The sequence below is a fragment of the Rhodococcus sp. 4CII genome, assembly GCF_014256275.1.
Lineage (GTDB): Bacteria > Actinomycetota > Actinomycetes > Mycobacteriales > Mycobacteriaceae > Rhodococcus_F > Rhodococcus_F wratislaviensis_A.
The window spans coordinates 5,701,877-5,722,748 of record NZ_JACCFE010000002.1 but is presented as its reverse complement, the minus strand read 5'-3'; the positions used below and the strand labels follow the sequence as shown (position 1 = coordinate 5,722,748).

The 20,872-nt window shown below is 67.7% G+C and carries 23 protein-coding genes; 7 read left to right on the top strand and 16 right to left on the bottom strand.

Annotated features, from left to right (window positions below):
* The first annotated feature begins 6 nt into the window (after positions 1-6).
* On the top strand, positions 7-2,184 hold the full coding sequence (locus H0B43_RS27275) for a DUF5682 family protein (RefSeq protein WP_185729780.1): 2,178 nt from the start codon (positions 7-9) through the stop codon (positions 2,182-2,184).
* On the top strand, positions 2,181-3,341 hold the full coding sequence (locus H0B43_RS27270) for a VWA domain-containing protein (RefSeq protein ID WP_185725092.1): 1,161 nt from the start codon (positions 2,181-2,183) through the stop codon (positions 3,339-3,341). The genes H0B43_RS27275 and H0B43_RS27270 overlap by 4 nt, the downstream gene beginning before the upstream one ends.
* 8 nt (positions 3,342-3,349) lie before the next feature.
* On the opposite strand, the gene H0B43_RS27265 is transcribed toward H0B43_RS27270, so the two are convergent.
* The 6 genes from H0B43_RS27265 to H0B43_RS27240 all read right to left on the bottom strand — a co-directional run bounded on the left by H0B43_RS27265 (position 3,350) and on the right by H0B43_RS27240 (position 7,663).
* Entirely contained in the window at positions 3,350-3,553 is a 204-nt protein-coding gene (locus tag H0B43_RS27265; RefSeq protein ID WP_141469447.1) for a hypothetical protein, read from the bottom strand.
* A gap of 185 nt (positions 3,554-3,738) precedes the next feature.
* Positions 3,739-4,866: an acyl-CoA dehydrogenase family protein gene (locus H0B43_RS27260; RefSeq protein WP_185725093.1), complete on the bottom strand. Its 1,128-nt coding sequence runs from the start codon at positions 4,864-4,866 to the stop codon at positions 3,739-3,741.
* A gap of 9 nt (positions 4,867-4,875) precedes the next feature.
* Positions 4,876-6,051 (bottom strand): acyl-CoA dehydrogenase family protein, encoded by a 1,176-nt coding sequence (locus tag H0B43_RS27255; RefSeq protein ID WP_185725094.1) that lies wholly within the window; start codon positions 6,049-6,051, stop codon positions 4,876-4,878.
* A 117-nt stretch (positions 6,052-6,168) separates the two neighbouring features.
* Positions 6,169-6,612 (bottom strand): hypothetical protein, encoded by a 444-nt coding sequence (locus tag H0B43_RS27250; protein ID WP_185725095.1) that lies wholly within the window; start codon positions 6,610-6,612, stop codon positions 6,169-6,171.
* An 11-nt stretch (positions 6,613-6,623) separates the two neighbouring features.
* The gene (locus H0B43_RS27245) at positions 6,624-7,139 is read right to left on the bottom strand and encodes a twin-arginine translocation pathway signal (RefSeq protein WP_185725096.1); all 516 of its coding nucleotides are present in this window, start codon (positions 7,137-7,139) and stop codon (positions 6,624-6,626) included.
* Positions 7,136-7,663 carry a hypothetical protein gene (locus H0B43_RS27240; protein ID WP_185725097.1) on the bottom strand — a complete coding sequence of 176 codons (528 nt, stop codon included), beginning with the start codon at positions 7,661-7,663 and terminating at the stop codon, positions 7,136-7,138. The genes H0B43_RS27245 and H0B43_RS27240 overlap by 4 nt, the downstream gene beginning before the upstream one ends.
* A gap of 189 nt (positions 7,664-7,852) precedes the next feature.
* Here H0B43_RS27240 and H0B43_RS27235 point away from each other — a divergent pair, with 189 nt between their 5' ends.
* Genes H0B43_RS27235 through H0B43_RS27215 form a run of 5 tightly spaced genes read left to right on the top strand, consistent with a single transcriptional unit; the run spans position 7,853 to position 10,343 of the window.
* Positions 7,853-8,314, top strand: coding sequence for an Asp23/Gls24 family envelope stress response protein (locus H0B43_RS27235; RefSeq protein WP_073361038.1), 462 nt, complete (start codon positions 7,853-7,855; stop codon positions 8,312-8,314).
* On the top strand, positions 8,311-8,625 hold the full coding sequence (locus tag H0B43_RS27230) for a hypothetical protein (RefSeq protein WP_185725098.1): 315 nt from the start codon (positions 8,311-8,313) through the stop codon (positions 8,623-8,625). Before H0B43_RS27235 ends, H0B43_RS27230 begins: the two co-directional genes overlap by 4 nt.
* A complete protein-coding gene (locus tag H0B43_RS27225; RefSeq protein ID WP_185725099.1) occupies positions 8,622-8,801 on the top strand; it encodes a DUF2273 domain-containing protein in 180 nt (59 codons plus the stop codon). Before H0B43_RS27230 ends, H0B43_RS27225 begins: the two co-directional genes overlap by 4 nt.
* Positions 8,794-9,771, top strand: a complete 978-nt coding sequence (locus tag H0B43_RS27220; RefSeq protein ID WP_185725100.1) for a DUF6286 domain-containing protein — start codon at positions 8,794-8,796, stop codon at positions 9,769-9,771. The genes H0B43_RS27225 and H0B43_RS27220 overlap by 8 nt, the downstream gene beginning before the upstream one ends.
* A complete protein-coding gene (locus tag H0B43_RS27215) occupies positions 9,768-10,343 on the top strand; it encodes a hypothetical protein (protein WP_185725101.1) in 576 nt (191 codons plus the stop codon). Before H0B43_RS27220 ends, H0B43_RS27215 begins: the two co-directional genes overlap by 4 nt.
* 70 nt (positions 10,344-10,413) lie before the next feature.
* Here the strand turns inward: H0B43_RS27215 and tuf are convergent, their stop codons facing one another.
* From tuf to H0B43_RS27165, 10 genes are all read right to left on the bottom strand, one after another.
* Positions 10,414-11,604 carry an elongation factor Tu gene (tuf, locus tag H0B43_RS27210; protein WP_185725102.1) on the bottom strand — a complete coding sequence of 397 codons (1,191 nt, stop codon included), beginning with the start codon at positions 11,602-11,604 and terminating at the stop codon, positions 10,414-10,416.
* An 89-nt stretch (positions 11,605-11,693) separates the two neighbouring features.
* Positions 11,694-13,796 (bottom strand): elongation factor G, encoded by a 2,103-nt coding sequence (fusA, locus tag H0B43_RS27205; protein WP_005258137.1) that lies wholly within the window; start codon positions 13,794-13,796, stop codon positions 11,694-11,696.
* A 161-nt stretch (positions 13,797-13,957) separates the two neighbouring features.
* On the bottom strand, positions 13,958-14,428 hold the full coding sequence (gene rpsG / locus H0B43_RS27200; RefSeq protein ID WP_005252199.1) for a 30S ribosomal protein S7: 471 nt from the start codon (positions 14,426-14,428) through the stop codon (positions 13,958-13,960).
* Positions 14,428-14,802, bottom strand: a complete 375-nt coding sequence (gene rpsL, locus H0B43_RS27195) for a 30S ribosomal protein S12 (RefSeq protein ID WP_005252198.1) — start codon at positions 14,800-14,802, stop codon at positions 14,428-14,430. Before rpsL ends, rpsG begins: the two co-directional genes overlap by 1 nt.
* A 362-nt stretch (positions 14,803-15,164) precedes the next feature.
* Positions 15,165-15,704 (bottom strand): DUF3558 domain-containing protein, encoded by a 540-nt coding sequence (locus tag H0B43_RS27190; RefSeq protein WP_185725103.1) that lies wholly within the window; start codon positions 15,702-15,704, stop codon positions 15,165-15,167.
* Between the two features lie 11 nt (positions 15,705-15,715).
* Positions 15,716-16,240 (bottom strand): DUF3558 domain-containing protein, encoded by a 525-nt coding sequence (locus H0B43_RS27185; RefSeq protein ID WP_185725104.1) that lies wholly within the window; start codon positions 16,238-16,240, stop codon positions 15,716-15,718.
* A 38-nt stretch (positions 16,241-16,278) separates the two neighbouring features.
* Positions 16,279-16,872 carry a TetR/AcrR family transcriptional regulator gene (locus tag H0B43_RS27180; RefSeq protein WP_185725105.1) on the bottom strand — a complete coding sequence of 198 codons (594 nt, stop codon included), beginning with the start codon at positions 16,870-16,872 and terminating at the stop codon, positions 16,279-16,281.
* A 60-nt stretch (positions 16,873-16,932) separates the two neighbouring features.
* Positions 16,933-17,733 (bottom strand): enoyl-CoA hydratase family protein, encoded by an 801-nt coding sequence (locus H0B43_RS27175; protein WP_185725106.1) that lies wholly within the window; start codon positions 17,731-17,733, stop codon positions 16,933-16,935.
* Positions 17,733-18,893: an acyl-CoA dehydrogenase family protein gene (locus tag H0B43_RS27170; RefSeq protein WP_185725107.1), complete on the bottom strand. Its 1,161-nt coding sequence runs from the start codon at positions 18,891-18,893 to the stop codon at positions 17,733-17,735. Before H0B43_RS27170 ends, H0B43_RS27175 begins: the two co-directional genes overlap by 1 nt.
* Entirely contained in the window at positions 18,890-20,869 is a 1,980-nt protein-coding gene (locus H0B43_RS27165; protein WP_185725108.1) for a biotin carboxylase N-terminal domain-containing protein, read from the bottom strand. The genes H0B43_RS27170 and H0B43_RS27165 overlap by 4 nt, the downstream gene beginning before the upstream one ends.
* Between the last annotated feature and the right edge of the window lie 3 nt (positions 20,870-20,872).

Sequence of the window (20,872 nt, the reverse complement as noted above, 5' to 3'; positions counted from 1 at the left end):
AGGGCGATGAGCCCGCCGGCGGGCGACGTCCGTGTTTTCGGTATCCGCCACCACGGGCCCGGTTCGGCGCGTTCGGTGCGCCGCGCTCTCGACGAATTCGTCCCCGACGCCGTCCTGATCGAGGGGCCCGCGGACGCCGATCCGCTGGTCGCGTTGGCCGGATCCGACAGCATGGAACCGCCGGTGGCCCTGCTGGCCTACGCCACCGGCGAACCCAGGACCGCGGCGTTCTGGCCGTTCGCCGTGTTCTCCCCGGAGTGGCAGGCGCTGTCGTGGGCGGCCGGACACGGCGTCGACGTCCGCTTCTGCGATCTTCCCGCCGCCAACACCCTCGCCGCCGACCGCGCCGACCCCGCTCGTGAGGACCCGCTCGCGCAGCTCGCCGCGGCGGCCGGTTACGACGACACCGAACGCTGGTGGGACGCCGTGATCGAATCGGGTTCGGGAGCTGACGCTTTCGACGCGATCACCGACGCCATGACCGCGCTGCGGGATACCGTCGAACTCGACGAACCCACCAGCAGGCGCGAGGCGTACATGCGCCAGACACTGCGGAAGGTGATCAAGGGCGGCGCCCAGCGGATCGCGGTGGTGTGCGGCGCCTGGCATGCCCCGGCACTCGCCGGACCCCTGGGCCCGGCCACCGCGGACGCGCGAATCCTCAAGGGAATCCCCAAGATCAAGACCTCCCTCACCTGGGTGCCGTGGACGCATTCGCGGTTGTCCACGGCGTCCGGGTACGGCGCCGGCATCACGTCCCCCGGCTGGTATCACCACCTGTTCACCGCCCCGGACCGAACGATCACCCGATGGCTCACCAAGGTCGCGCGGGTGCTGCGTGCCGAGGACCTGCCCGTGTCGAGCGCGCACGTCATCGAATCCGTCCGCCTTGCAGACACACTGGCCTCGATGCGTGCGCGACCGCTGGCAGGTCTCTCCGAGGTCACCGAGGCCACCCGCGCCGTGATGTGCGACGGCGACGACGTCCTGCTCGACCTGATCACGAGGCGGCTGGTCGTGGGCGAGGCCCTCGGCGCCGTGCCCGACGACACCCCGACGGTTCCCCTCGACGCCGATCTGCGGGCGCGCGCGAAAACCCTCCGGCTGAAGCAGCAGGCCACCGAGAAGGCGCTCGACCTCGACCTGCGCCGGGACAACGACGTCGCGCGGTCCCGCCTCCTGCACCGCCTGCAGATCCTCGACGTCGGATGGGGGACCCCCGCCGAGAGCGAGGTGCGCGGCACCGGCACCTTCCGCGAGACGTGGTCACTCGTGTGGAAACCCGAACTGGCGGTGTCGATCATCGAAGCGTCGCTGTGGGGCACCACGGTCGAGGCCGCGGCGACGGCGAAGGTCCGGGACGAGGCGTCGTCCGGCGACGTGACCCTCGCGCAGCTCACCCGGCTGCTCGAGCAGGCCCTGCTGTCCGATCTCGGTGACGCCCTGGCCGAACTGTTGCGCGCCCTGGAGAGCGCTGCCGCGCTCGACCACGACGTGATGCATCTGATGGACGCCCTGCCCGCCCTCACCCGGACCCTGCGCTACGGCGACGTCCGCGGCACCGACGTCTCCTCACTCACCCGCGTCACCGACAGCCTCCTCGTCCGGATCTGCGCGGGACTCCCCTCGGCGGTATCCGGTCTGGACGACGACAGCGCCCTCGACCTCCGCCGTGCCGTCGACGACGTCCACGCCGCGGTGATGTTGCGCGACGACGACCGTGCGTCGGCCCGATGGCTGGGCACCCTCGTCGGCCTGGTCGACCGCGGCGACGTGAACGGACTGGTGATCGGCCGGATGGTCCGGTTGCTCCGCGACGCGGGCGCCGTCAGCGAAGCCGAATCCGCCACCCGGCTGTCGCGGGCGCTGTCCGTCGGCGCCGAACCGTCCGCCAAGGCAGGGTGGGTCGACGGTTTCCTCGGCGGCGGCGGGCTGCTCCTGGTCCACGATCGGCAACTGCTCCGACTGTTCGACGGATGGGTGTCCGGACTACGCGAGCAGGATTTCGTCGACGTGCTGCCACTGCTGCGGCGCACGTTCGGCGGCTTCGAGACCGGGGAGCGCCGGGCGATCGGACAGTCCGTCGAGGGTGGTTCCGCCGCCGATGCCCCCGCCCCGGTCGATGCCCGGCGCGGCACCCTCGCGATCCGGACGGTCGCCGACATCCTGGGGGTGACGTCGTGAGCGAGGACGCGGAGCGGCTACGACGGTGGCGCCTGGTCCTCGGCAATGCCGCCGAGGAGTCCACCGGCGGGCTGGCGTCCCGGGCGGACACCTCGATGGACGGCGCACTCGCCGCCCTCTACGACACCAGCAGCGAGGGGTCGAAGAGCCGGCGCCGCGGCGCCGGCCTCGGTGGATCCGCCCCCAAGGTCGCGCGCTGGCTCGGCGACATCCGCACCTACTTTCCGAGCAGCGTCGTGCAGGTGATGCAGAAGGACGCCATCGACCGGCTCGGACTCACGCAACTGCTTCTCGAACCCGAACTGCTCGACGCCGTCGAACCGGACGTCCACCTCGTCGGCACACTGCTGAGCCTGAACCGGGTGATGCCCGAGACCAGCAAGGCCACCGCCCGGATGGTCGTCGAGAAAGTGGTCCGGCAGGTGGAGGACCGGATCGCGCAGAAGACCCGGACCGCGGTGACCGGCGCACTCAACAGGTCGGCCCGCATCAACAACCCCAAGTACCGCGACATCGACTGGAATCGCACCATCCGCGCCAACCTCGCGCACTACCTGCCCGAACACAAGACGGTGGTGCCCGAACGGCTCCTCGGATACGGCCGCCGATCGCAGACCGTGCACCGCGACGTCGTCCTCGCCATCGACCAGTCCGGCTCGATGGCGTCGAGCGTCGTGTACGCATCCGTGTTCGGTGCGGTACTCGCGTCCGTGCGCGCACTGAAGACGTCGCTGGTCGTGTTCGACACTGCGGTCGTGGACCTCACCGACAGGTTGTCCGATCCCGTCGACGTCCTGTTCGGGACGCAACTCGGCGGCGGCACCGACATCAACCGGGCCATCGCCTACAGCCAGTCACTGATCGACAGGCCGGCGGAATCGCTGTTCGTGCTGATCTCGGACCTGTACGAGGGCGGCATCCGCGCAGAGATGCTGCGGCGGATGGCGGCGATGAAGAGCGCCGGCGTCCAAGTGGTGGTGCTGCTGGCACTGTCCGACGACGGCGCGCCGTCGTTCGATCACGACAACGCGGCAGCACTGGGTGGGCTCGGCATCCCGACGTTCGCGTGCACCCCGGACAACTTCCCGGAACTGCTGGCGCTCGCACTCGAACGCGGAGACATCGGCCGCTGGGCGGACGGTCTACGGACGGACTGAGCGCCGTTTCAGCCGGCGGCCATCCGGCGGTCGCTGTGCAGTTCGGGATGTGCATCGGCGCGGATCCTCAGCAGGACCAGACCGGACACCGAGGCGACGATCAGCGATGCGACCGTCCATGGAACGTGCAGTTCGGAGATCCCGACTCCCGCACCGACGAGTCCCACGACGAGCAGGCTCCACATGATCGCTTTGACTGGACCGGACCCCATGACAACGCTCCTTCACCGAGATACGTACATCCCCCGTGAGTTCTGATGTGCGCGCAGAACGTTAGCTGCGTCACACGGGGGTCCTCGTGCGACACGTCGAAAACGCTCTTTCCGATACCAATCCGAGACCTGGACCGGTGAGCCCTTGTCAACCGCGGGCGATTGACAAGGACTCACCGGTGCGGCTAGATGATGCTGATCGTCCCCGGAGTGGTCGCCGCCGCGAGCACCCGCAGGTGGTCGTCGGAACCGCCGAGGGTGTGCTCGATTGCGGTCAACCGGCTGACGTAGTGCCCGACCGGGTACTCGGCGGTCATGCCGATGCCGCCGTGCATCTGGATCGCCTCCTGGCCGATCGTGCGGGCGGAACGGCCGATCTGCAGCTTGGCGCGTGAGGCGACCACCGGATCGACGGTGCCGTCGGCCAGCGACATCGTCGCGTAGAGACTCATGCTGCGCGCCAATTCCAGCAACACATACATGTCGGCCGCCCGGTGCGTCAGCGTCTGGAACTTCGCGATCGGGACACCGAACTGCTTGCGGGTCTTCAGGTACTCGGTCGTCAGCCGAAGCGCCTCCTCCATCGCACCGACCGCCTCCGCGCCCAGTGCCGCCTGCGCCCGGATCTGCGCGCCCACGATCACCGACGACGCGTCGCCGCCCGCACCGAGCGGCTCCGCCGGGGTGTCGGACAGTTCCACCTGCGCGGCCCGCAGCCCGTCGTGGGTGGCGTACGGGGTGCGGGTCAGACCGGCCGCATCGGCGTCGACCAGGAACAGCCCGACCCCACCGCCCGGGAGCGCCGCGGTGACGACCAGCGTGTGCGCGCTGCCGCCGTGCGGGACCGGATTCTTGGTGCCGGTCAGCGTCCACGCGTCACCGTTCCTCGTCGCGGTCGTCGACACCCGGGGAGACGGCCAGCGCACACCCGGTTCCCGATCGGCGAAGGCCAGCAGGAGGTTGCCGTCCGACACGTCGGGCAGAATCCGGCGCCGCTGCTGCGTGCTGCCCGCGGCGGCGATCAGTCCACCAGGTACGAGGACCGCGTCGAGGACCGGTTCGGGTGCGAGCCTGCGACCGATCTCGGTCATCACCGACGCGACCTCGACGGGTCCGGCGCCCATCCCGCCGTCCTCCTCGTCGAAGCTCAGACCCAGCAGCCCCACCTCGGCGAGTTGCTTCCACACCTGCGGGCTCCACCCCTGCTCGGTGTCGGTGACGATGTTGCGCTTCTCGGCGTCGTAACTGCGGCCGAGCAGTTCCCGGGTGGTGTCGCGCAGCAGTTTCTGTTCGTCGGTCAGTTCGAAGTCCATGTCACGCCCTCACAATCCGAGGATCGAGGAGGCGATGATGCTGCGCTGCACTTCGCTCGATCCGCTGTAGATGGAAACCTTGCGGTAGTTCAGATAGGTGGGTGCCGTCCGCTGCGCCCAGCGCGGCGAGGAGATCCCGTCACCGGCGGCGAAGGGCAGGGAGTCCGGTCCCGCGACGTCGGTGAGCAGTTCGAGCGTCGCCTGCTGCAGTTCGGAACCGCGCAGCTTCAGCAGCGACGACGCCGGGTTCGGCTTGCCGTCGGCGGAACTGGCGACCACCCGCAGCTGGGTTAGCTCGAGCGCGATGATCTCGTTTTCCAGTTCCGCGACGCGGGCGGCGAACAGCGGGTCGTCCAGGAGCGTTCCCTCCCCGACCGAGATCTCCGCGGCGCGTTCCTTCGCCTGCGCGAGCCGAACCTTGGAGAATCCGAGGCGGGTGACGCCGGTGCGCTCGTTGCCGAGCAGGAACTTGGCGTAGCTCCAGCCCTGATTCTCCTCACCCACCAGATTCTCGGCGGGTACGCGCACGTCCTCGAAGAAGATCTCGTTGACCTCGTACCCGCCGTCGATCAGCTTGATCGGACGCACCGTGACGCCGGGCGTCTTCATGTCGACGAGGATGAAGGAGATGCCGGCCTGCTTCTTGGGGGCGTCCGGGTTGGTGCGGGCGAGGACGAAGATCCAGTCGGCGTGCTGCGCGAGGGTGGTCCACGTCTTCTGGCCGTTGATCACGTAGTCGTCGCCGTCGCGGACGGCGCGGGTCTTCAGCGACGCGAGGTCGGAGCCGGCCTCGGGTTCGGAGAATCCCTGGCACCACCAGATGTCGAGGTTGGCCGTCGGCGGAAGGAACTTCTCCTTCTGCTCCTGCGACCCGAACGCCGCGATGACGGGGCCGACCATACTGGTGTTGAACGCGAGCGGCTCGGGCACCGACGCGAGCTGCAACTCGTCGAGCCAGATGTGCTTCTGCACCGCGGTCCAGTCGCGACCGCCCCACTCGACCGGCCAGTGCGGCGTCGCGAGGCCGTTGGCGTTCAGAATCCGCTGGGACTCGATGAAGCTTTCTTTCCCCACTTCTTCGCCGCGCGCATAGCGCTCGCGGATCTCCGCCGGAATCTGCGTGGTGAAGAACGTTCGCATCTCGTCGCGGAACGCCAGCTCCTCGTCGGTCAAGGCCAGATTCATCGGAATTCCTTCGCACTCGAGGTCGGATTCATGTTCTGGCTCCGACGGTACTCCCTCGTGCGGCTCCGCCGCCCGTGAGTACTCGTCAACCGCCCGCGGTTAACGAGTACTCACAGCTCAGGCGGTGCGCAGGACGAGCAGATAGGCGCCACCCGCGGCGTCGATCTGCGTCTCCACATTCAGTTCCGGGGCGAGACGCGACAACCGGTCGAGCAACCACTCCGACGCGTCCTCCGCGTCCGATCTGCCCGGACACCGCGCCACCGCGACCCGCCCGCCCTTGCGGCCCAGTTGCTCGACCACGCCGATGATCGGGGCGGGATCGACGACGAACAACCGGTCGGGCCACGGCACGACGGGTTTCACGGCGCCCTTCTTGGTGTTGCACGCACGGTGCGCGAGGCGTTCGACGCCGCCCTTTACCTTCGCCTTCTTCGCGGTGACGACGCTGTCGATGCTGGGGCCGCGCGGATCGTTGACCGACATGTCGGGATCCACCGGTTCGTCGCACAGCCAGCAGCGCCACGACTCCCGGTCGCCGACCTCTCGAAGAGTACTCATGGGCGCCAACGCTACTCGTGGGCTTGAACGGGATCGAAGCCGGAGATCAGCCAGTTGTCACCGGATTTGGTGAGTGTGACGTCGATGCTCGTCGCCGTCGTCGCCGGGTCCGGTTTCGCTGCGCTGGTGGTGGTCTGGTTGACGAACAGCAGCACTCTCGCGGTGTCGGCCTGCACGTCGACGGGGCCGGAGGCGGCGACGGTTGCCTGCGTGGCGACCTGACTCTCCTTCGCCGCCGGAATGACGACCTCGGTCGTGAACTTCGTGTAGTAGTCGAGGAACTCACCCGTCAGACGATCCCGGGCGGACCCGACGTCGCGTTCCACCGTGTCCGGCCGATACGACAGCAGCGCGATCGCGCCCTGCGATGCGGTGTCGGTGACGGCCGCGCGGACGGAATCGTCGACGCGCCGGTCGGAACGGTAGAGCGTGAAGTACAGAACTCCGGCCAGCACGGCCGTGATCACACTGAGCGCGCCCAGGATCAGGAGGAGCCTGCGTGGTTTCGGTGACGTCTCGGTGCTCACTGCACGAACCCCGCCTTCACGATCTTGTAGGAGCCGTCGTCGAGTTGCATCGTGACGCGCATTCTCTGGCCGCGCGGTTCCTCCGTCGCCCCACCTGCGTTCGACACCTTCTGGGCGACGGCGACGAGCACGTCCGCGGAGTCGCCGTTCTGCGTTTCGATCGCCGCCTGCCGCACCTCCCCCTCGGACTTGACCTTGGCCTCCTGCATGACCGCGACGAGGTCCTTGGACCGGGCCTCGAACTCGTCGCGGAAATCTCCGGCCGAGCCGTCGAGCACCCGTTGCACGTCCTCGTCGGCCCGCTCGAAGTCCATCGTCGTCAGGTTGACGACGCCCTGCCGCGCTGCCGCCAGGATCTCGGACCTCTGCTGCGCCTGCCGCGCGGCCTGCCAGTGCGTGTAGCCGAAGTAGCCACTGACCGCGAGGAAGGCGAGGGTGAGGACGGACAGCACCACCACACCCGGGGTGACTGCCCGCGACTGGGCGTCGGTGACGACGTCCTCAACGGGTGACTCTTCCGTCATCGGGTTCCTTTCGTCGTGCCGCGCTCGTGTTACCTGGATCACGCCAGATGCTACCGCTTAGTCATATCAAATATTTTTGGCCACCTTCCCGCGGCAGATCCGCGGTCGCAAAGGCGCGTGGGAAACCCCGCGTAGCGTCGGTGGTCATTACTGTTGAAGGCAAGGCAGGCGACTCGAAGGGGATCCACGATGACCAGCGATTCAGGCGCACGTAGCCGCGTGCAGTTCGGTGCGGGGGCGACGCCGGAACTCGTCAGTTCCGAGGGACGCACCATCATCGCGGACGCCGTGGTCGCCAAGATCGCGGGAATCGCCACACGCGAAATCAACGGCGTGTACGACGTGGGCGGCGGCACCGCGCGCGCCGTCGGCGCCCTCCGGGATCGCATCCCGGGTGCCCGCGTCAACCACGCGCAGGGCGTGGCCGTCGAGGTCGGGGAGAAGCAGGCCGCGATCGACATCGGCATCGTCGCCGAGTACGGCGTCGCACTGCACGAACTCGCGGTCGGCATCCGCCGGAACGTCATCGCCGCCGTCGAACGCATGACCGGACTCGAGGTGACCGAAGTGAACATCACCGTCTTCGACGTCATGCTGTTCGACGAATCCGAGGCCGTGACCGAACTCGACGGCAAACCGAGGGTGCAGTGACCGGCCCACTCCCAGGGGACGACCACACCGAAGACATCTCCGAACGCATCGTCGCCGCCGTGCTCGCGACCCCCGGAGTGGCGGCGATGCACGGCGGCGCGTTCGGTGAAGTCGCCACCTACCTGCCGGGGCGCCGGGTGACCGGCGTGACCGTCGGCCCCACGTCCTGCGCCGTCCACCTCGCGGCGCGCTATCCCGACAACGTCGTCGACACCGCCGACAGAGTTCGGGCCGCAGTGGAACCGCTGGTGGACGTCCCCGTCGACGTGATCATCGAAGACCTCCTGACAGAGACAGGACACGCTCAATGAACAGCACCGTCACCGGCCTGATCGTCGGATTACTGCTCGCCCTCGCCGGGATCCTCGGCGGGTTCAGCGGGTTCGTCTTCGCAGTCCTCCTCGGCGCCTTGGGCATGGCCGTCGGCGCGCACCGCGACGGCCACCTCGACCTCGGCGCCATCCTCCGAAGCCGCGGCCGTGGCTGAACCGTCCACCGCAGCCGCCGGCCCCCAGGACGAGGCACTGCTCGACGACACCGCCCTGCGCGGCGAACTGGTGATCAAGGAACGCGCCGTCGTGAAGATCGCCGTCGCCGCGGCGCTCCAGGTGCCGGGCGTCGTCAAGCAGTCGGGCGGGCTGTCCCGCCTCACCGGTCGCGAACTCCCGCGCGCCGACGTCTCGACGGGGGCGGACGCCGTCGCGATCAACCTCTACATCGCAGTGCAGTGGCCGTGCCACCTCGACCTCCTCAACCGCCGGGTCCGCGCTCAGGTGCACCGTCAGGTCGAGGAGATGACCAACATGCCGGTCATCGAACTCAACATCGTGGTTGTCGGAACGGAATCTGCTGCACCCGAGGACAGTTCGAGCGAGAGCCTCTTCGCCGAGCAAGGGGACCCGACCGCGCCGCCCACCCCGGTGGCGCCCGTCCGGCCACGCACACCGCGGGCCACACCGGCCGCCGTGCCCGCCGCGATCCTCGTCGCCGTCGGAGCCCTCGGTCTCGCGGTCGTCGCCGCGCGCGAACTGCTGATCATGCGCGGCACCTTCGCCAACGCACCGTGGATCCGCAACACCGTCCAATGGCTCGGCCGGCTGCACTGGTCCGACTGGATCGTCCCCGTCGCCGTGGGCGCCATAGCGCTAGGGATCGTCTTCATCGTCGCGGCCCTCAAACCGCGGCCTCGCACCCATCTGCCACTCGCCGTCGGCGACACCCCTATCGTGTGGCTTCGCCCCACCGATCTGGCCCGCAATTCCAGCAGCCACGCCAACACCGTGCCCGGGGTGCTGTCGGCGCACACCACGGTCGACCGCAAACACGTCACCGTCCGCGTGGTGCGCACCGAGTCGACACCCGCAGGCGACGTGGCCATCTCCGTCCGCGAGGCCGTGGAACCGACGCTGTCGCTGCTCGGCCGATCCCCCGAACTCCGAGTGCAGGTGAAGCCGTGAGACATCGGACCGCCGCCGTCAACCGCGTGATCGTCCTTCTCGTCGGCCTCGCACTCCTCGGATTCGGCGCCTACGCCGTCGCCTGGGACCTGCGGGTTCCCCTCGTCCGCGAATGGGTCGCGCGGTACGACCGCGAACGGGTCACCGCACTACCCGACCAGGACTGGTGGGGCTGGGCCCTCGCCGCGACGGTGCTCGTGGGACTGGTGTTCGGGATCGTGCTCCTCGCCCTCGACCTCACCCGGCGTCGCACGTCTCCCGTCGCCGTGCCGGACCGCGAGTCGGGCACGTTCGTCACCGTCGATCTCGGTTCCCTCGCGAACGGGGTCGCCAGCGAACTCGCCCAATACCCCGGTGTCCGGCAGACGCGTGCCCGCGCGGTGATCGAACGCGGCCTCCCCACACTCTCGATCGTCGTGACCGCCGACGCCACCCTCGACATCTACGACTTCACCCGCAAATCCGAGGACGTCGCCTCGTGGGTCGCATCGACCCTCGGCGGACAAGAGGTCGCCACGCAGGTCCTGCTCCACCTCGACCGCGCCGACCACCCGGTGCACGTCGAAAGCTGAGTTCTCGCCCCGAAAACGCCGATGGCGCCCACCCCGGAGGGTGAGCGCCATCGGCGTTGGTGAAGCTAGATCACTTGTTGATCTTCGTGACCTTGCCGGCGCCGACGGTACGGCCGCCTTCGCGGATCGCGAAGCGCAGGCCCTCGTCCATGGCGACGGGCTGGATCAGCTTGACGGACATCTCGGTGTTGTCACCGGGCATGACCATCTCGGTGCCCTCGGGCAGCGTCACAACGCCCGTCACGTCCGTGGTACGGAAGTAGAACTGCGGACGGTAGTTGTTGAAGAACGGCGTGTGGCGGCCGCCCTCGTCCTTGGACAGGATGTACGCCTGGCCCTCGAACTCGGTGTGCGGGGTGGTGGTGCCGGGCTTGACGACAACCTGTCCACGCTCGACATCTTCGCGCTTGATACCACGAACCAGCAGACCGACGTTGTCGCCCGCCTGGCCCGAGTCGAGGAGCTTGCGGAACATCTCGATACCCGTGACCGTGGTCTTGGTCTTGGTTTCCTTGATGCCGACGATCTCGACGTCCTCGTTGACGTTGATCACGCCACGCTCGATACGACCGGTGACGACGGTGCCACGACCGGTGATCGTGAAGACGTCCTCGACGGGCATGAGGAAGGGCTTCTCGGTCTCGCGAACCGGGTCCGGGATGGACTCGTCGACCGCAGCCATGAGCTCGAGGATGTTCTTGGTCCACTCCGGGTCGCCCTCGAGCGCCTTGAGAGCGGAGACCTTGACGACGGGGGCTTCCTCGTCGAACTCCTGCGCAGCGAGGAGCTCACGGACCTCCATCTCGACGAGCTCGATGATCTCGTCGTCGTCCACCATGTCGGCCTTGTTCAGGGCGACGAGGATGTACGGCACGCCGACCTGGCGGGCGAGCAGCACGTGCTCACGCGTCTGGGGCATCGGGCCGTCGGTGGCCGCGACCACGAGGATGGCGCCGTCCATCTGCGCCGCACCGGTGATCATGTTCTTGATGTAGTCGGCGTGACCGGGAGCGTCGACGTGCGCGTAGTGGCGCTTCTCGGTCTGGTACTCAACATGCGAGATGTTGATCGTGATACCGCGAGCCTTCTCCTCAGGAGCCTTGTCGATCTCGTCGAAGGCCGAGGCCTCGTTGAGATCCGGGTACGCGTCGTGCAGAACCTTGGTGATGGCCGCGGTCAGCGTGGTCTTGCCGTGGTCGACGTGACCGATGGTGCCGATGTTCACGTGCGGCTTCGTCCGCTCGAACTTCGCCTTCGCCACTGTGTGTCCTCCTGGACTGATTGATGCTTGCGGTATGCAGCAGTGCGGTTGTTATTTCTGGGTCGTGCTTCGGCCGGCTGGAACCGAGGTTACTCGCCGGTCGCCTTGGCGATGATTTCCTTCGAGACGTTCGCGGGAACCTCTGCGTAGGAATCGAACACCATGGAGAAGTTCGCCCGGCCCTGGGTCTTCGACCGCAGATCACCGATGTAACCAAACATCTCCGAGAGCGGAACCAGCGCCTTCACGACACGGGCACCACTGCGTTCCTCCATGGCCTGGATCTGGCCACGGCGGGAGTTCAGGTCGCCGATCACGTCACCCATGTACTCCTCGGGTGTGGTGACCTCGACAGCCATGAGCGGCTCGAGAATGACCGGGCCGGCCTTGCGGGCGGCTTCCTTCAGCGCCTGCGAACCGGCAACCTTGAAGGCCATTTCCGACGAGTCGACGTCGTGGTAAGCACCGTCGAGCAGCGACAGCTTCAGGTTCACCAGCGGGTAGCCGGCGAGAACGCCGTACTGCATCGCGTCCTGCGCGCCTGCATCCACGGACGGGATGTACTCGCGAGGGATGCGACCGCCGGAGACCTTGTTCTCGAACTCGTAGGTGGCACCGTCTTCGCCGACGAACGGCTCCAGCGCGATGATCACCTTGGCGAACTGGCCCGATCCACCCGTCTGCTTCTTGTGGGTGTAGTCGTGCTTCTCGACCTTCTTGGTGATGGTCTCGCGGTAGGCGACCTGCGGCTTGCCGACGTTGGCCTCGACCTTGAACTCGCGACGCATACGGTCGACGAGGATGTCGAGGTGGAGCTCGCCCATGCCGCCGATGACGGTCTGGCCGGTCTCCTCGTCGAGCTCGACGGAGAACGTCGGGTCCTCTTCGGCGAGCTTCTGGATCGCGGTGCCCAGCTTCTCCTGGTCGGACTTGGTCTTGGGCTCGATCGAGACCTGGATGACCGGGTCCGGGAAGCTCATGGACTCGAGCACGATCGGGGCGTCCTGTGCACACAGGGTGTCACCGGTCGTGGTGTCCTTCAGACCGATCATCGCGTAGATGTGGCCGGCCACGGCCTCGTCGACCGGGTTCTCCTTGTTGGCGTGCATCTGGAAGAGCTTTCCGATGCGCTCCTTCTTGCCCTTGGTCGCATTCATGACCTGGGCGCCCGGATCGATCCGGCCGGAGTACACGCGGACGAACGTCAGCTTGCCGAAGAAGGGGTGCGACGCGATCTTGAAGGCGAGAGCCGAGAACGGCTCTTCCTTGCTCGGCTTACGCGTGAGAATTTCTTCTTCGTTGCCGAGGGCGTGACCCTGGACCTCGCCGATGTCCAGCGGGTTCGGCAGGTAGTCGATGACCGCGTCGAGCATGGGCTGAACGCCCTTGTTCTTGAACGCGGAGCCACACAGAACCGGGTACAGCTCGGAGTTGACCGTCATCTTGCGGATGGCGCCCTTGATCTCCTCGACGGAGAGTTCCTCACCGGCGAAGTACTTCTCCATGAGCTTCTCGTCGGACTCGGCGACCGTCTCGAGCAGCTTCTCGCGGTACTCGGCAGCCTTGTCGGCGAGATCGGCCGGGATCTCCTCGATGGTGGGCTCGGCGCCGATGGCGACCGTGCCACGCCAGGTGACAGCCTTCATCTCGACCAGGTCGACGACGCCGTCGAAGTCGTCCTCGGCGCCGATCGGCAGCTGCAGGACGAGCGGCTTCGCGCCGAGGCGGTCGATGATGGTCTGGACCGTGAAGTAGAAGTCCGCGCCCATCTTGTCCATCTTGTTGACGAAACAGATGCGCGGAACGTCGTACTTGGCGGCCTGACGCCACACCTGCTCCGACTGGGGCTCGACGCCCTCCTTGCCGTCGAAAACGGCAACGGCGCCGTCGAGCACGCGGAGCGAACGCTCCACCTCGACGGTGAAGTCGACGTGGCCCGGCGTGTCGATGATGTTGATCTGGTTGTTGTTCCAGAAGCAGGTCACCGCGGCAGAGGTGATCGTGATGCCGCGTTCCTTCTCCTGCTCCATCCAGTCCGTCGTCGACGCACCGTCGTGCGTCTCACCGATCTTGTAGTTGACACCGGTGTAGAACAGGATGCGCTCGGTGGTCGTGGTCTTGCCGGCATCGATGTGCGCCATGATGCCGATGTTGCGGACCTTGTTCAGGTCGGTCAGCACTTCCTGTGCCACAGGATTCTTCCCCGCTCGTAGCTCGTGTATCGGGTGACGGCCTCCCCGGTGTTCCACCAGCGGGGCCATTGTCTCGAGTTGTAGATCAGCCGGTCCCCGGTAGGGGCTCGACGTGCGACGACGCCGGAGCAGTCACGGTAGGTGACTGCTCCGACGTGACGTCACCAGCGGTAGTGGGCGAATGCCTTGTTGGCTTCGGCCATCTTGTGAGTGTCCTCACGGCGCTTCACAGCGGCACCGAGGCCGTTGCTGGCGTCGAGGAGCTCGTTGGCGAGACGCTCGACCATCGTCTTCTCACGGCGCTGCCGGGAGAAGGTCACCAGCCAGCGCAGCGCGAGGGTGGTGGAACGGCCCGGACGGACCTCGACCGGCACCTGGTAGGTGGCGCCACCGACACGGCGGCTGCGGACCTCGAGGGCAGGCTTGACGTTGTCCAGTGCACGCTTGAGGGTGACGACCGGATCGGTGCCGGTCTTCTCGCGCGCCTGCTCGAGTGCTTCGTAGACGATGCGCTCGGCGGTGGACTTCTTGCCGTCCAGCAGGATCTTGTTGACGAGCTGCGTCACCAGGGGCGAACCGTAGACCGGGTCGTTGATGAGCGGACGCTTCGGAGCGGGGCCCTTACGTGGCATTAGCTCTTCTCCTTCTTGGCGCCGTAGCGGCTGCGGGCCTGCTTGCGGCCCTTGACACCCTGGGTGTCGAGGGAGCCGCGGATGATCTTGTAGCGCACACCCGGGAGGTCCTTCACACGACCACCGCGAACGAGCACCATCGAGTGCTCCTGCAGGTTGTGGCCCTCACCCGGGATGTAAGCGGTGACCTCGACGGAGCTGGTCAAGCGCACACGCGCGACCTTACGGAGCGCCGAGTTCGGCTTCTTCGGGGTGGTGGTGTACACGCGGGTGCACACGCCACGACGCTGCGGGCTGCCCTTGAGGGCTGCCGTCTTGACCTTCGCGGTCTTGTCGCGGCGGCCCTTGCGGACCAGCTGGTTGATGGTTGGCATTTACCGGCTTTCCTCGTGTTGAACAGACTGCTCTGGACAAGCAACCTTGGCTGTTCTGAAATTAGGGATCTAGCAGTTGGGGCAAGAGAGCTGCTGCCCCTCACCCGCTCCTCGAGCTGCACCCGAGGTCGGGTGTGTCGCATACCCCCACACAGGCAGCCGGATGCTCGTTCCATGCAGAAATCTGCACGAACGCGCGCACGGCAATACCTCGCTAGGCACACAGATCGGCCCGGGCATGCCGGACACGACCCACAACGATACCCGGCGGCGCGCCGGAAGGTCAAAGTGGGCTGGCAGTGGTAAGGGCTGACCTGCACTGTGCGGTATTACGTGGAGCTGTCGGTACGGGTACGGGCACATCAACTACTCAGATTGAGCGTCAGATCCGCAAGCGTCGACGCCGCTTTGCAGGGATCTGCCGCCCCCGCCCTGAACTGTACCCACCAGCCGACGACGCCCGCGGAGGGCGATCCGACCGTCACGCCGCACGCCCCCGGATCGTCCGGAGGCCGCATCACGACGGCCCTGCGGCCCTGAATCGTCGACGACTCCACGGTGTATCCCAGCTTCTCCCCGGTCGACTTCTCCGTATCGAGTGAGCCCGTCTCGAACCAGTTGAACGTCACCTTCACGGGACCGCTCGAACCGACCGCGTCCCAGCGGCAGATCGCGCCGAAAAACCCCCGCTGGATGGCGTCGGCACCGACGGTCTGGGCGATCTGTTCGTCCGAGACCGCGTTGCACTCCTCGAGCAGGGCCGTGAACTTTTCGGTGTCGCCGGACGACGACGCCCCCTCCGCTCTCGGAGAGCCCTCGATCGACGACCCGCATCCCGCGATCAGCCCGACCGCGGTGGCCGCGATCAGGACCCGTGCGGCGCGCCACGTTCCACTGCTCATCACTCCCCCGCTCACTTGGCCCTCGACACGTTGAGTTCGGCGAGACTCCGCGCCACCGTGCACGGGTCCGCGGCGGGTTGCGCGTCGGCGTACATCACGGACCAGTGCACGAAGTCGCCGCCGAATTCCACACCGAGTTCACACAGAATTCCCTGGGACGATGCCATGAATCCGGGATGTCCCTGGACGTCGATGTCGGTGGCCGGGCGGCCGATCAGTTCCGAGCCCGCACGCTCACGGCCGATGGGACTGCCGCGGTACCACGAGAACGTCACGCTGGGACCGCCTATTCCCGCGGTCTCCCATTCGCAGCCGACGGAATTACGCGTTACCCCGGTGAAGGGAGGCATCCCGAACGCCTTCGCCACCTCGTCGTCGGTGACCGAGCCGCACTGCCCGAAGAACGGGCCCGGGTCCGTCACCTGCTGGGGTGCCTGCGCGGCCGGATCGGTCCCGGAATCGTCCCCGTTTCCCCCACAGCCGGCCAGACCGGCCGCGACGGTGATCAGGACGAGCGCTCCCCATATCCGGCCCATGGTCGGTGACTCTACCGATCCTCGCGTTCTTTGCCCGGTCAGTCGCGGACGGCCGCGTCCAACTGCGCCGCCCACTGCCGCACGATGTCCGCGCGTCGTTTCGAGTCGTCCGTCAGCACGTCGGCCAGGCCGAGTCCCCGCGCGAGGTCCAGGGTGGCCTGGACCAGTCGGTGCGCCACCGGGTCGGTGTCGTCGAACCCGAAATGCTCGACGGCGGTGCGGTGCGCGATCCTGCCGAACCGTTCCTCGAGCGGCACGATCCGGGCCCGGAGTTCGGGGTCCGCGGCGGCGGCCGTCCACACCTGCAGCGCCGCCTTGAAGAGGGTTCCCGTGTAGTAGTCGACGAGCCGCGACACGACCGCCTCGGTGCGTCCGGCCCCGTCGGGCAGGTCGGTGGCCTCCCGCCGGGCCTGCTCCATCCGGGCGTCGAACATCACCTCGAGCGCGGCGGTGATGAGGTCTTCGCGGGTGGGGAAATGGTGCTGGGTGGCGCCGCGGGACACTCCGGCGCGCTGGGCGACGAGGCTGACCGTGGTGGCACCCCAGCCGAGTTCGGCGAGGCAGTCGATGGTGACCTCGAGGAGGTGCCGGCGCGTGACCCGGCTACGGTCCTGCTTCGGTTCGCGGGTCATGTGTCACCTTCCTCTCGTCGCGCTGCGCGCCCGTGCGTGGTTGGCGAGTCCTGGGACTCGTCAACCACGCACGGGGCCGGAGGCCCATCTCGGTGGGCGCTTCTGCAGAAACGCCATCATGCCTTCCCGCGCCTCCTCGGATTCGAACAGCCTCGCCGACTGGGCGGTCAGCTCGTCCGTGTACCGGTCGAAGTCGGCGAGAACAGCGCGCGTCGTGAGGGTCTTCGACTCGGCCAGTCCCTGCGGGGATGCCTGCCGCAACTGGTCGAGCAGTTCCGCGACGGTGTCCTCGGGATCCTGAGCGGACTCGCTGATCAGTCCGATCGCCTCCGCCTCGTGGGCGCCGAACTTCTCGCCCGTCAGCAGGTAGCGGCTCGCGGCGCGCGAATCGATGCGGGGCAGCACCGTCAGGGAGATGATCGACGCGGCGAGTCCGAGCCGGACCTCGGTGAGCGCGAACGTGCTGCGCGGGCCGGCGACGGCGATGTCGCACGCCCCGACGAGGCCCATGCCCCCGGCCCTGACGTGACCGTCGATCCGGGCGATCACCGGCTTGGGCAGTTCGACGATGGCCCGCAGCAAGTCGGCCATCTGCCGGGTCCGCGAGCCCACGTCGCCGGACGTCTCGCTCAGATCGGCCCCGGCGCAGAACGTGCCGCCCGTGTGGGTGAGGACGACGCCGCGGACGTCGTTGTCCGCGGCGGCGTCCCGCAGCCCCTGCAGCAGTTCGCCCACGAGCCTGCCGGAGATCGCGTTCCTGTTGTGCGGCGAGTCGAGGGTGAGTGTGGCGAACCCCCGGTCCACCTCGTACCGGACGTACCGGTCGGCTTCCACATCGGTCATGTGCTGTCCGTTCGACATCAGTACGACTTCGGCAACCCGAGCGAGTGCTGGGACACGAAATTGAGGATCATTTCCCGGCTCACCGGTGCGACGCGGGCGATGCGCGCCGCACCGAGCATCGCCGCGAGACCGTATTCCCTGGTCAGGCCTGCGCCACCGTGCGTCTGCACGGCCTGGTCGAGTGCCTTGATGCTGGCCTCGGCGGCGGCGTATTTGGCCATGTTGGCGGCCTCGGCGGCGCGGAAGTCGTCGCCGCTGTCGTAGAGGACGGCCGCCTTCTGCATCATCAGCTTGGCGAGTTCGAGTTCGATCTTGATCTGTGCGAGCGGATGCGAGATGCCCTGGTGCGCTCCGATCGGCTCCTTCCACACCGTGCGCTCCTTCGCGAACCGCACCGCGGCGTCCAGCGCGTAACGGCCCATGCCGATCGCCATCGCGGCGCCGAGGATGCGTTCGGGATTCAGACCCGCGAACAGCTGCATCAGCGCCGCGTCCGCCTCACCGACGAGTGCGTCGCCGGGCAACCGGACGTCGTCGAGGAACAGCATGAACTGGTGATCGGGTTCGACGATGTCCATTTCCATCGGCGTCTTCACGAAGTTCTCCGCGCCGGTGGGGACGATGAACAGCGCCGGCTTCAGCTTCCCGGTCTTCGAGTCCTCGGTCCGCGCGACGATCAGGACGGCGTCGGCCTGGTCCACCCCGGAGATGTAGATCTTGTTCCCACTCAGCAGCCAGTCCTCGCCGTCCCGACGCGCGGTGGTCGCGATCTGGTGCGAGTTGGATCCGGCGTCGGCCTCGGTGATCCCGAACGCCATGATCTTCGACCCGTCGGCGAGTGCGGGGAGCCAGGTCCGCTTCTGCTCCTCGGTGCCGTACTTGCCGATGATCGTGCCGCAGATGGCAGGCGACACGACCACCAGCAGGAGGCCGGCGCCGTGGGCGGCGAGTTCCTCCTGGACGAGGGCCAGTTCGTAGATGCCCGCGCCGCCACCCCCGTATTCCTCGGGAAGGTTGACCCCGAGGAAGCCGAGTTTGCCTGCCTCGTTCCACAATTCGGTGAGCGGTTCGCCCCGCCGCGCCCGGGGCAGCACGTAGTCGACGTAGTTGAAACGCTCCCCGAGCCTCGACACGGAGGCGCGGAGTTCCTTCTGTTCTTCGGTCTCGATGAAGCTCATGATTGCCCTTCTGTCTGCGCTGCCTCGACCACTGCCAGGACCGTTCCCACGTCGACCTGCTGACCGGCGGTCACGGAAAGTTCGGTGAGGACACCGGATGCCGGTGCCTTGATGGTGTGTTCCATCTTCATCGCCTCGAGCCAGACGATCGGCTGACCGGCGGTCACGGAATCGCCGGCCTCGGCGCCGAGGCGGATCACGGATCCGGGCATCGGTGCGAGCAGCGACCCCTCGGCGACGACCGCACTCGGATCGGTGAATCGCGGTGCCGCGTGCAGGCTCACCGGGCCCAGCGCGGAGTCGACGAACACGTCGTCCCCGTACCGGGACACCGCGAACGACCGGCGCAGCCCCCCGACGTCCAGGATGACGTGCCGCGCCGTGGCGGACACGAGGGAGACGTCGTCGAAATCCTCGGCCTTCAGCCCGTACCGGGTGTGCAGGTACCGGATCTCGAGGTCGCCGCCCGTGCCCGTGAACGTCTTACCCTGCGGCGCGGACGCCAGGTTCCGCCATCCGCTGGGCAGGGACCTGTTCACCGTCGCGACGTCGCGGTTGTGTGCGGCGTCGGCGAGCGCGGCGGCCAGCGCCGACAGTCGCTCGGTCTCCGCCGAGGCCAGTGGCTGCGCCAGCACGTCCAGCCCGTGGGTGTCGAAGAAGGCGGTGTCCGTGTCTCCCGCCAGGAATGCCGGGTGACGGAGGACGTTGACGAGGAGGTCGCGGTTGGTGCGCAGTCCGTGGATCCGCGCACGCCTCAACGCGGCGGCCAACCCGGCCGCGGCCTGCGTGCGGGTCGGCGCGAACGAGATGACCTTCGCGAGCATCGGGTCGTAGTGCACGCCGACGGCCGATCCGTCGACCACCCCGGAGTCCAGCCGGATTCCCGGGGAGCGGAGAACGTCGAATTCGACCGCATTGCCCGGCAATTCGAGGTGGTGCACCGGCCCGCTCTGCGGCTGCCAGTTCTGCGCGGGATCCTCCGCGTACAACCGGACCTCGATGGAGTGGCCGGACACCGCGGGCGGCGTGGCGTCCAGCGCCAGCCCGTTCGCGACCTGCAGCTGCAGCTCCACCAGGTCGAGTCCGGTGGTGCATTCGGTGACGGGATGCTCGACCTGCAGGCGGGTGTTCATCTCGAGGAAGTAGAAGTCACCCGCGTGGTCGGCCAGGAACTCGACGGTGCCCGCGCCCTCGTAGTCGATGGCCTTCGCCGCGAGCCGGGCCGCCTCGAACAGCCGCTCACGCATCCCGGGGACGGCCTCGACCAACGGGGACGGCGCCTCCTCCACCACCTTCTGGTGCCGGCGCTGGATGGAGCATTCCCGCTCCCCCACCGCCCACACGGTTCCGTGCCGGTCGGCCATCACCTGGACCTCGATGTGCCTGCCCGTCTCCAGGTACCGCTCGCAGAACACGGTCGGGTCACCGAATGCCGATTGCGCTTCGCGGCGGGCGCCTTCCAGATGTTCGGGCAGGTCTGCGAGTGCCCGCACGACGCGCATGCCGCGTCCGCCGCCGCCCGCGGACGCCTTGACGAGCACCGGCAGATCGGCTTCGGTGACGGCGTCCGGGTCGAGTTCGGCGAGCACGGGAACCCCGGCGGCGGCCATCATCTTCTTGGACTCGACCTTCGAACCCATCATCTCGATGGCGGGCGCGGGCGGCCCGATCCACGTCAGTCCCGCGTCGTGGACGGCGCGCGCGAACGCCGCATTCTCGGAGAGGAACCCGTAGCCGGGGTGGATCGCATCGGCACCGGCGAGCAGCGCCGCCTCGACGACGAGGTCGCCGCGCAGGTAGGTGTCGCCGGGACTGCTTCCCGGCAGCCGGACCGCGGCATCGGCATCGCCGACGTGCGGACTGCGTGCGTCGGCGTCCGAGAACACGGCGACGGTGCCGAGGCCTGCGCGGCGGCAGGTGGCGAAGACGCGGCGGGCGATCTCACCGCGGTTGGCGACCAGTACGGACTGGATCATGTC

Excerpts from the sequence above, each read along its gene's own strand:
- H0B43_RS27275 (WP_185729780.1), top strand. The coding sequence starts at position 7 with ATGAGCCCGCCGGCGGGCGACGTCCGTGTTTTCGGTATCCGCCACCAC.
- H0B43_RS27265 (WP_141469447.1), bottom strand. The coding sequence starts at position 3,553 with ATGGGGTCCGGTCCAGTCAAAGCGATCATGTGGAGCCTGCTCGTCGTG.
- H0B43_RS27260 (WP_185725093.1), bottom strand. The coding sequence starts at position 4,866 with ATGGACTTCGAACTGACCGACGAACAGAAACTGCTGCGCGACACCACC.
- H0B43_RS27255 (WP_185725094.1), bottom strand. The coding sequence starts at position 6,051 with ATGAATCTGGCCTTGACCGACGAGGAGCTGGCGTTCCGCGACGAGATG.
- H0B43_RS27250 (WP_185725095.1), bottom strand. The coding sequence starts at position 6,612 with ATGAGTACTCTTCGAGAGGTCGGCGACCGGGAGTCGTGGCGCTGCTGG.
- H0B43_RS27240 (WP_185725097.1), bottom strand. The coding sequence starts at position 7,663 with ATGACGGAAGAGTCACCCGTTGAGGACGTCGTCACCGACGCCCAGTCG.
- H0B43_RS27235 (WP_073361038.1), top strand. The coding sequence starts at position 7,853 with ATGACCAGCGATTCAGGCGCACGTAGCCGCGTGCAGTTCGGTGCGGGG.
- H0B43_RS27225 (WP_185725099.1), top strand. The coding sequence starts at position 8,622 with ATGAACAGCACCGTCACCGGCCTGATCGTCGGATTACTGCTCGCCCTC.
- rpsG (WP_005252199.1), bottom strand. The coding sequence starts at position 14,428 with ATGCCACGTAAGGGCCCCGCTCCGAAGCGTCCGCTCATCAACGACCCG.
- rpsL (WP_005252198.1), bottom strand. The coding sequence starts at position 14,802 with ATGCCAACCATCAACCAGCTGGTCCGCAAGGGCCGCCGCGACAAGACC.
- H0B43_RS27190 (WP_185725103.1), bottom strand. The coding sequence starts at position 15,704 with ATGAGCAGTGGAACGTGGCGCGCCGCACGGGTCCTGATCGCGGCCACC.
- H0B43_RS27185 (WP_185725104.1), bottom strand. The coding sequence starts at position 16,240 with ATGGGCCGGATATGGGGAGCGCTCGTCCTGATCACCGTCGCGGCCGGT.
- H0B43_RS27180 (WP_185725105.1), bottom strand. The coding sequence starts at position 16,872 with ATGACCCGCGAACCGAAGCAGGACCGTAGCCGGGTCACGCGCCGGCAC.
- H0B43_RS27175 (WP_185725106.1), bottom strand. The coding sequence starts at position 17,733 with ATGTCGAACGGACAGCACATGACCGATGTGGAAGCCGACCGGTACGTC.
- H0B43_RS27170 (WP_185725107.1), bottom strand. The coding sequence starts at position 18,893 with ATGAGCTTCATCGAGACCGAAGAACAGAAGGAACTCCGCGCCTCCGTG.
- H0B43_RS27165 (WP_185725108.1), bottom strand. The coding sequence starts at position 20,869 with ATGATCCAGTCCGTACTGGTCGCCAACCGCGGTGAGATCGCCCGCCGC.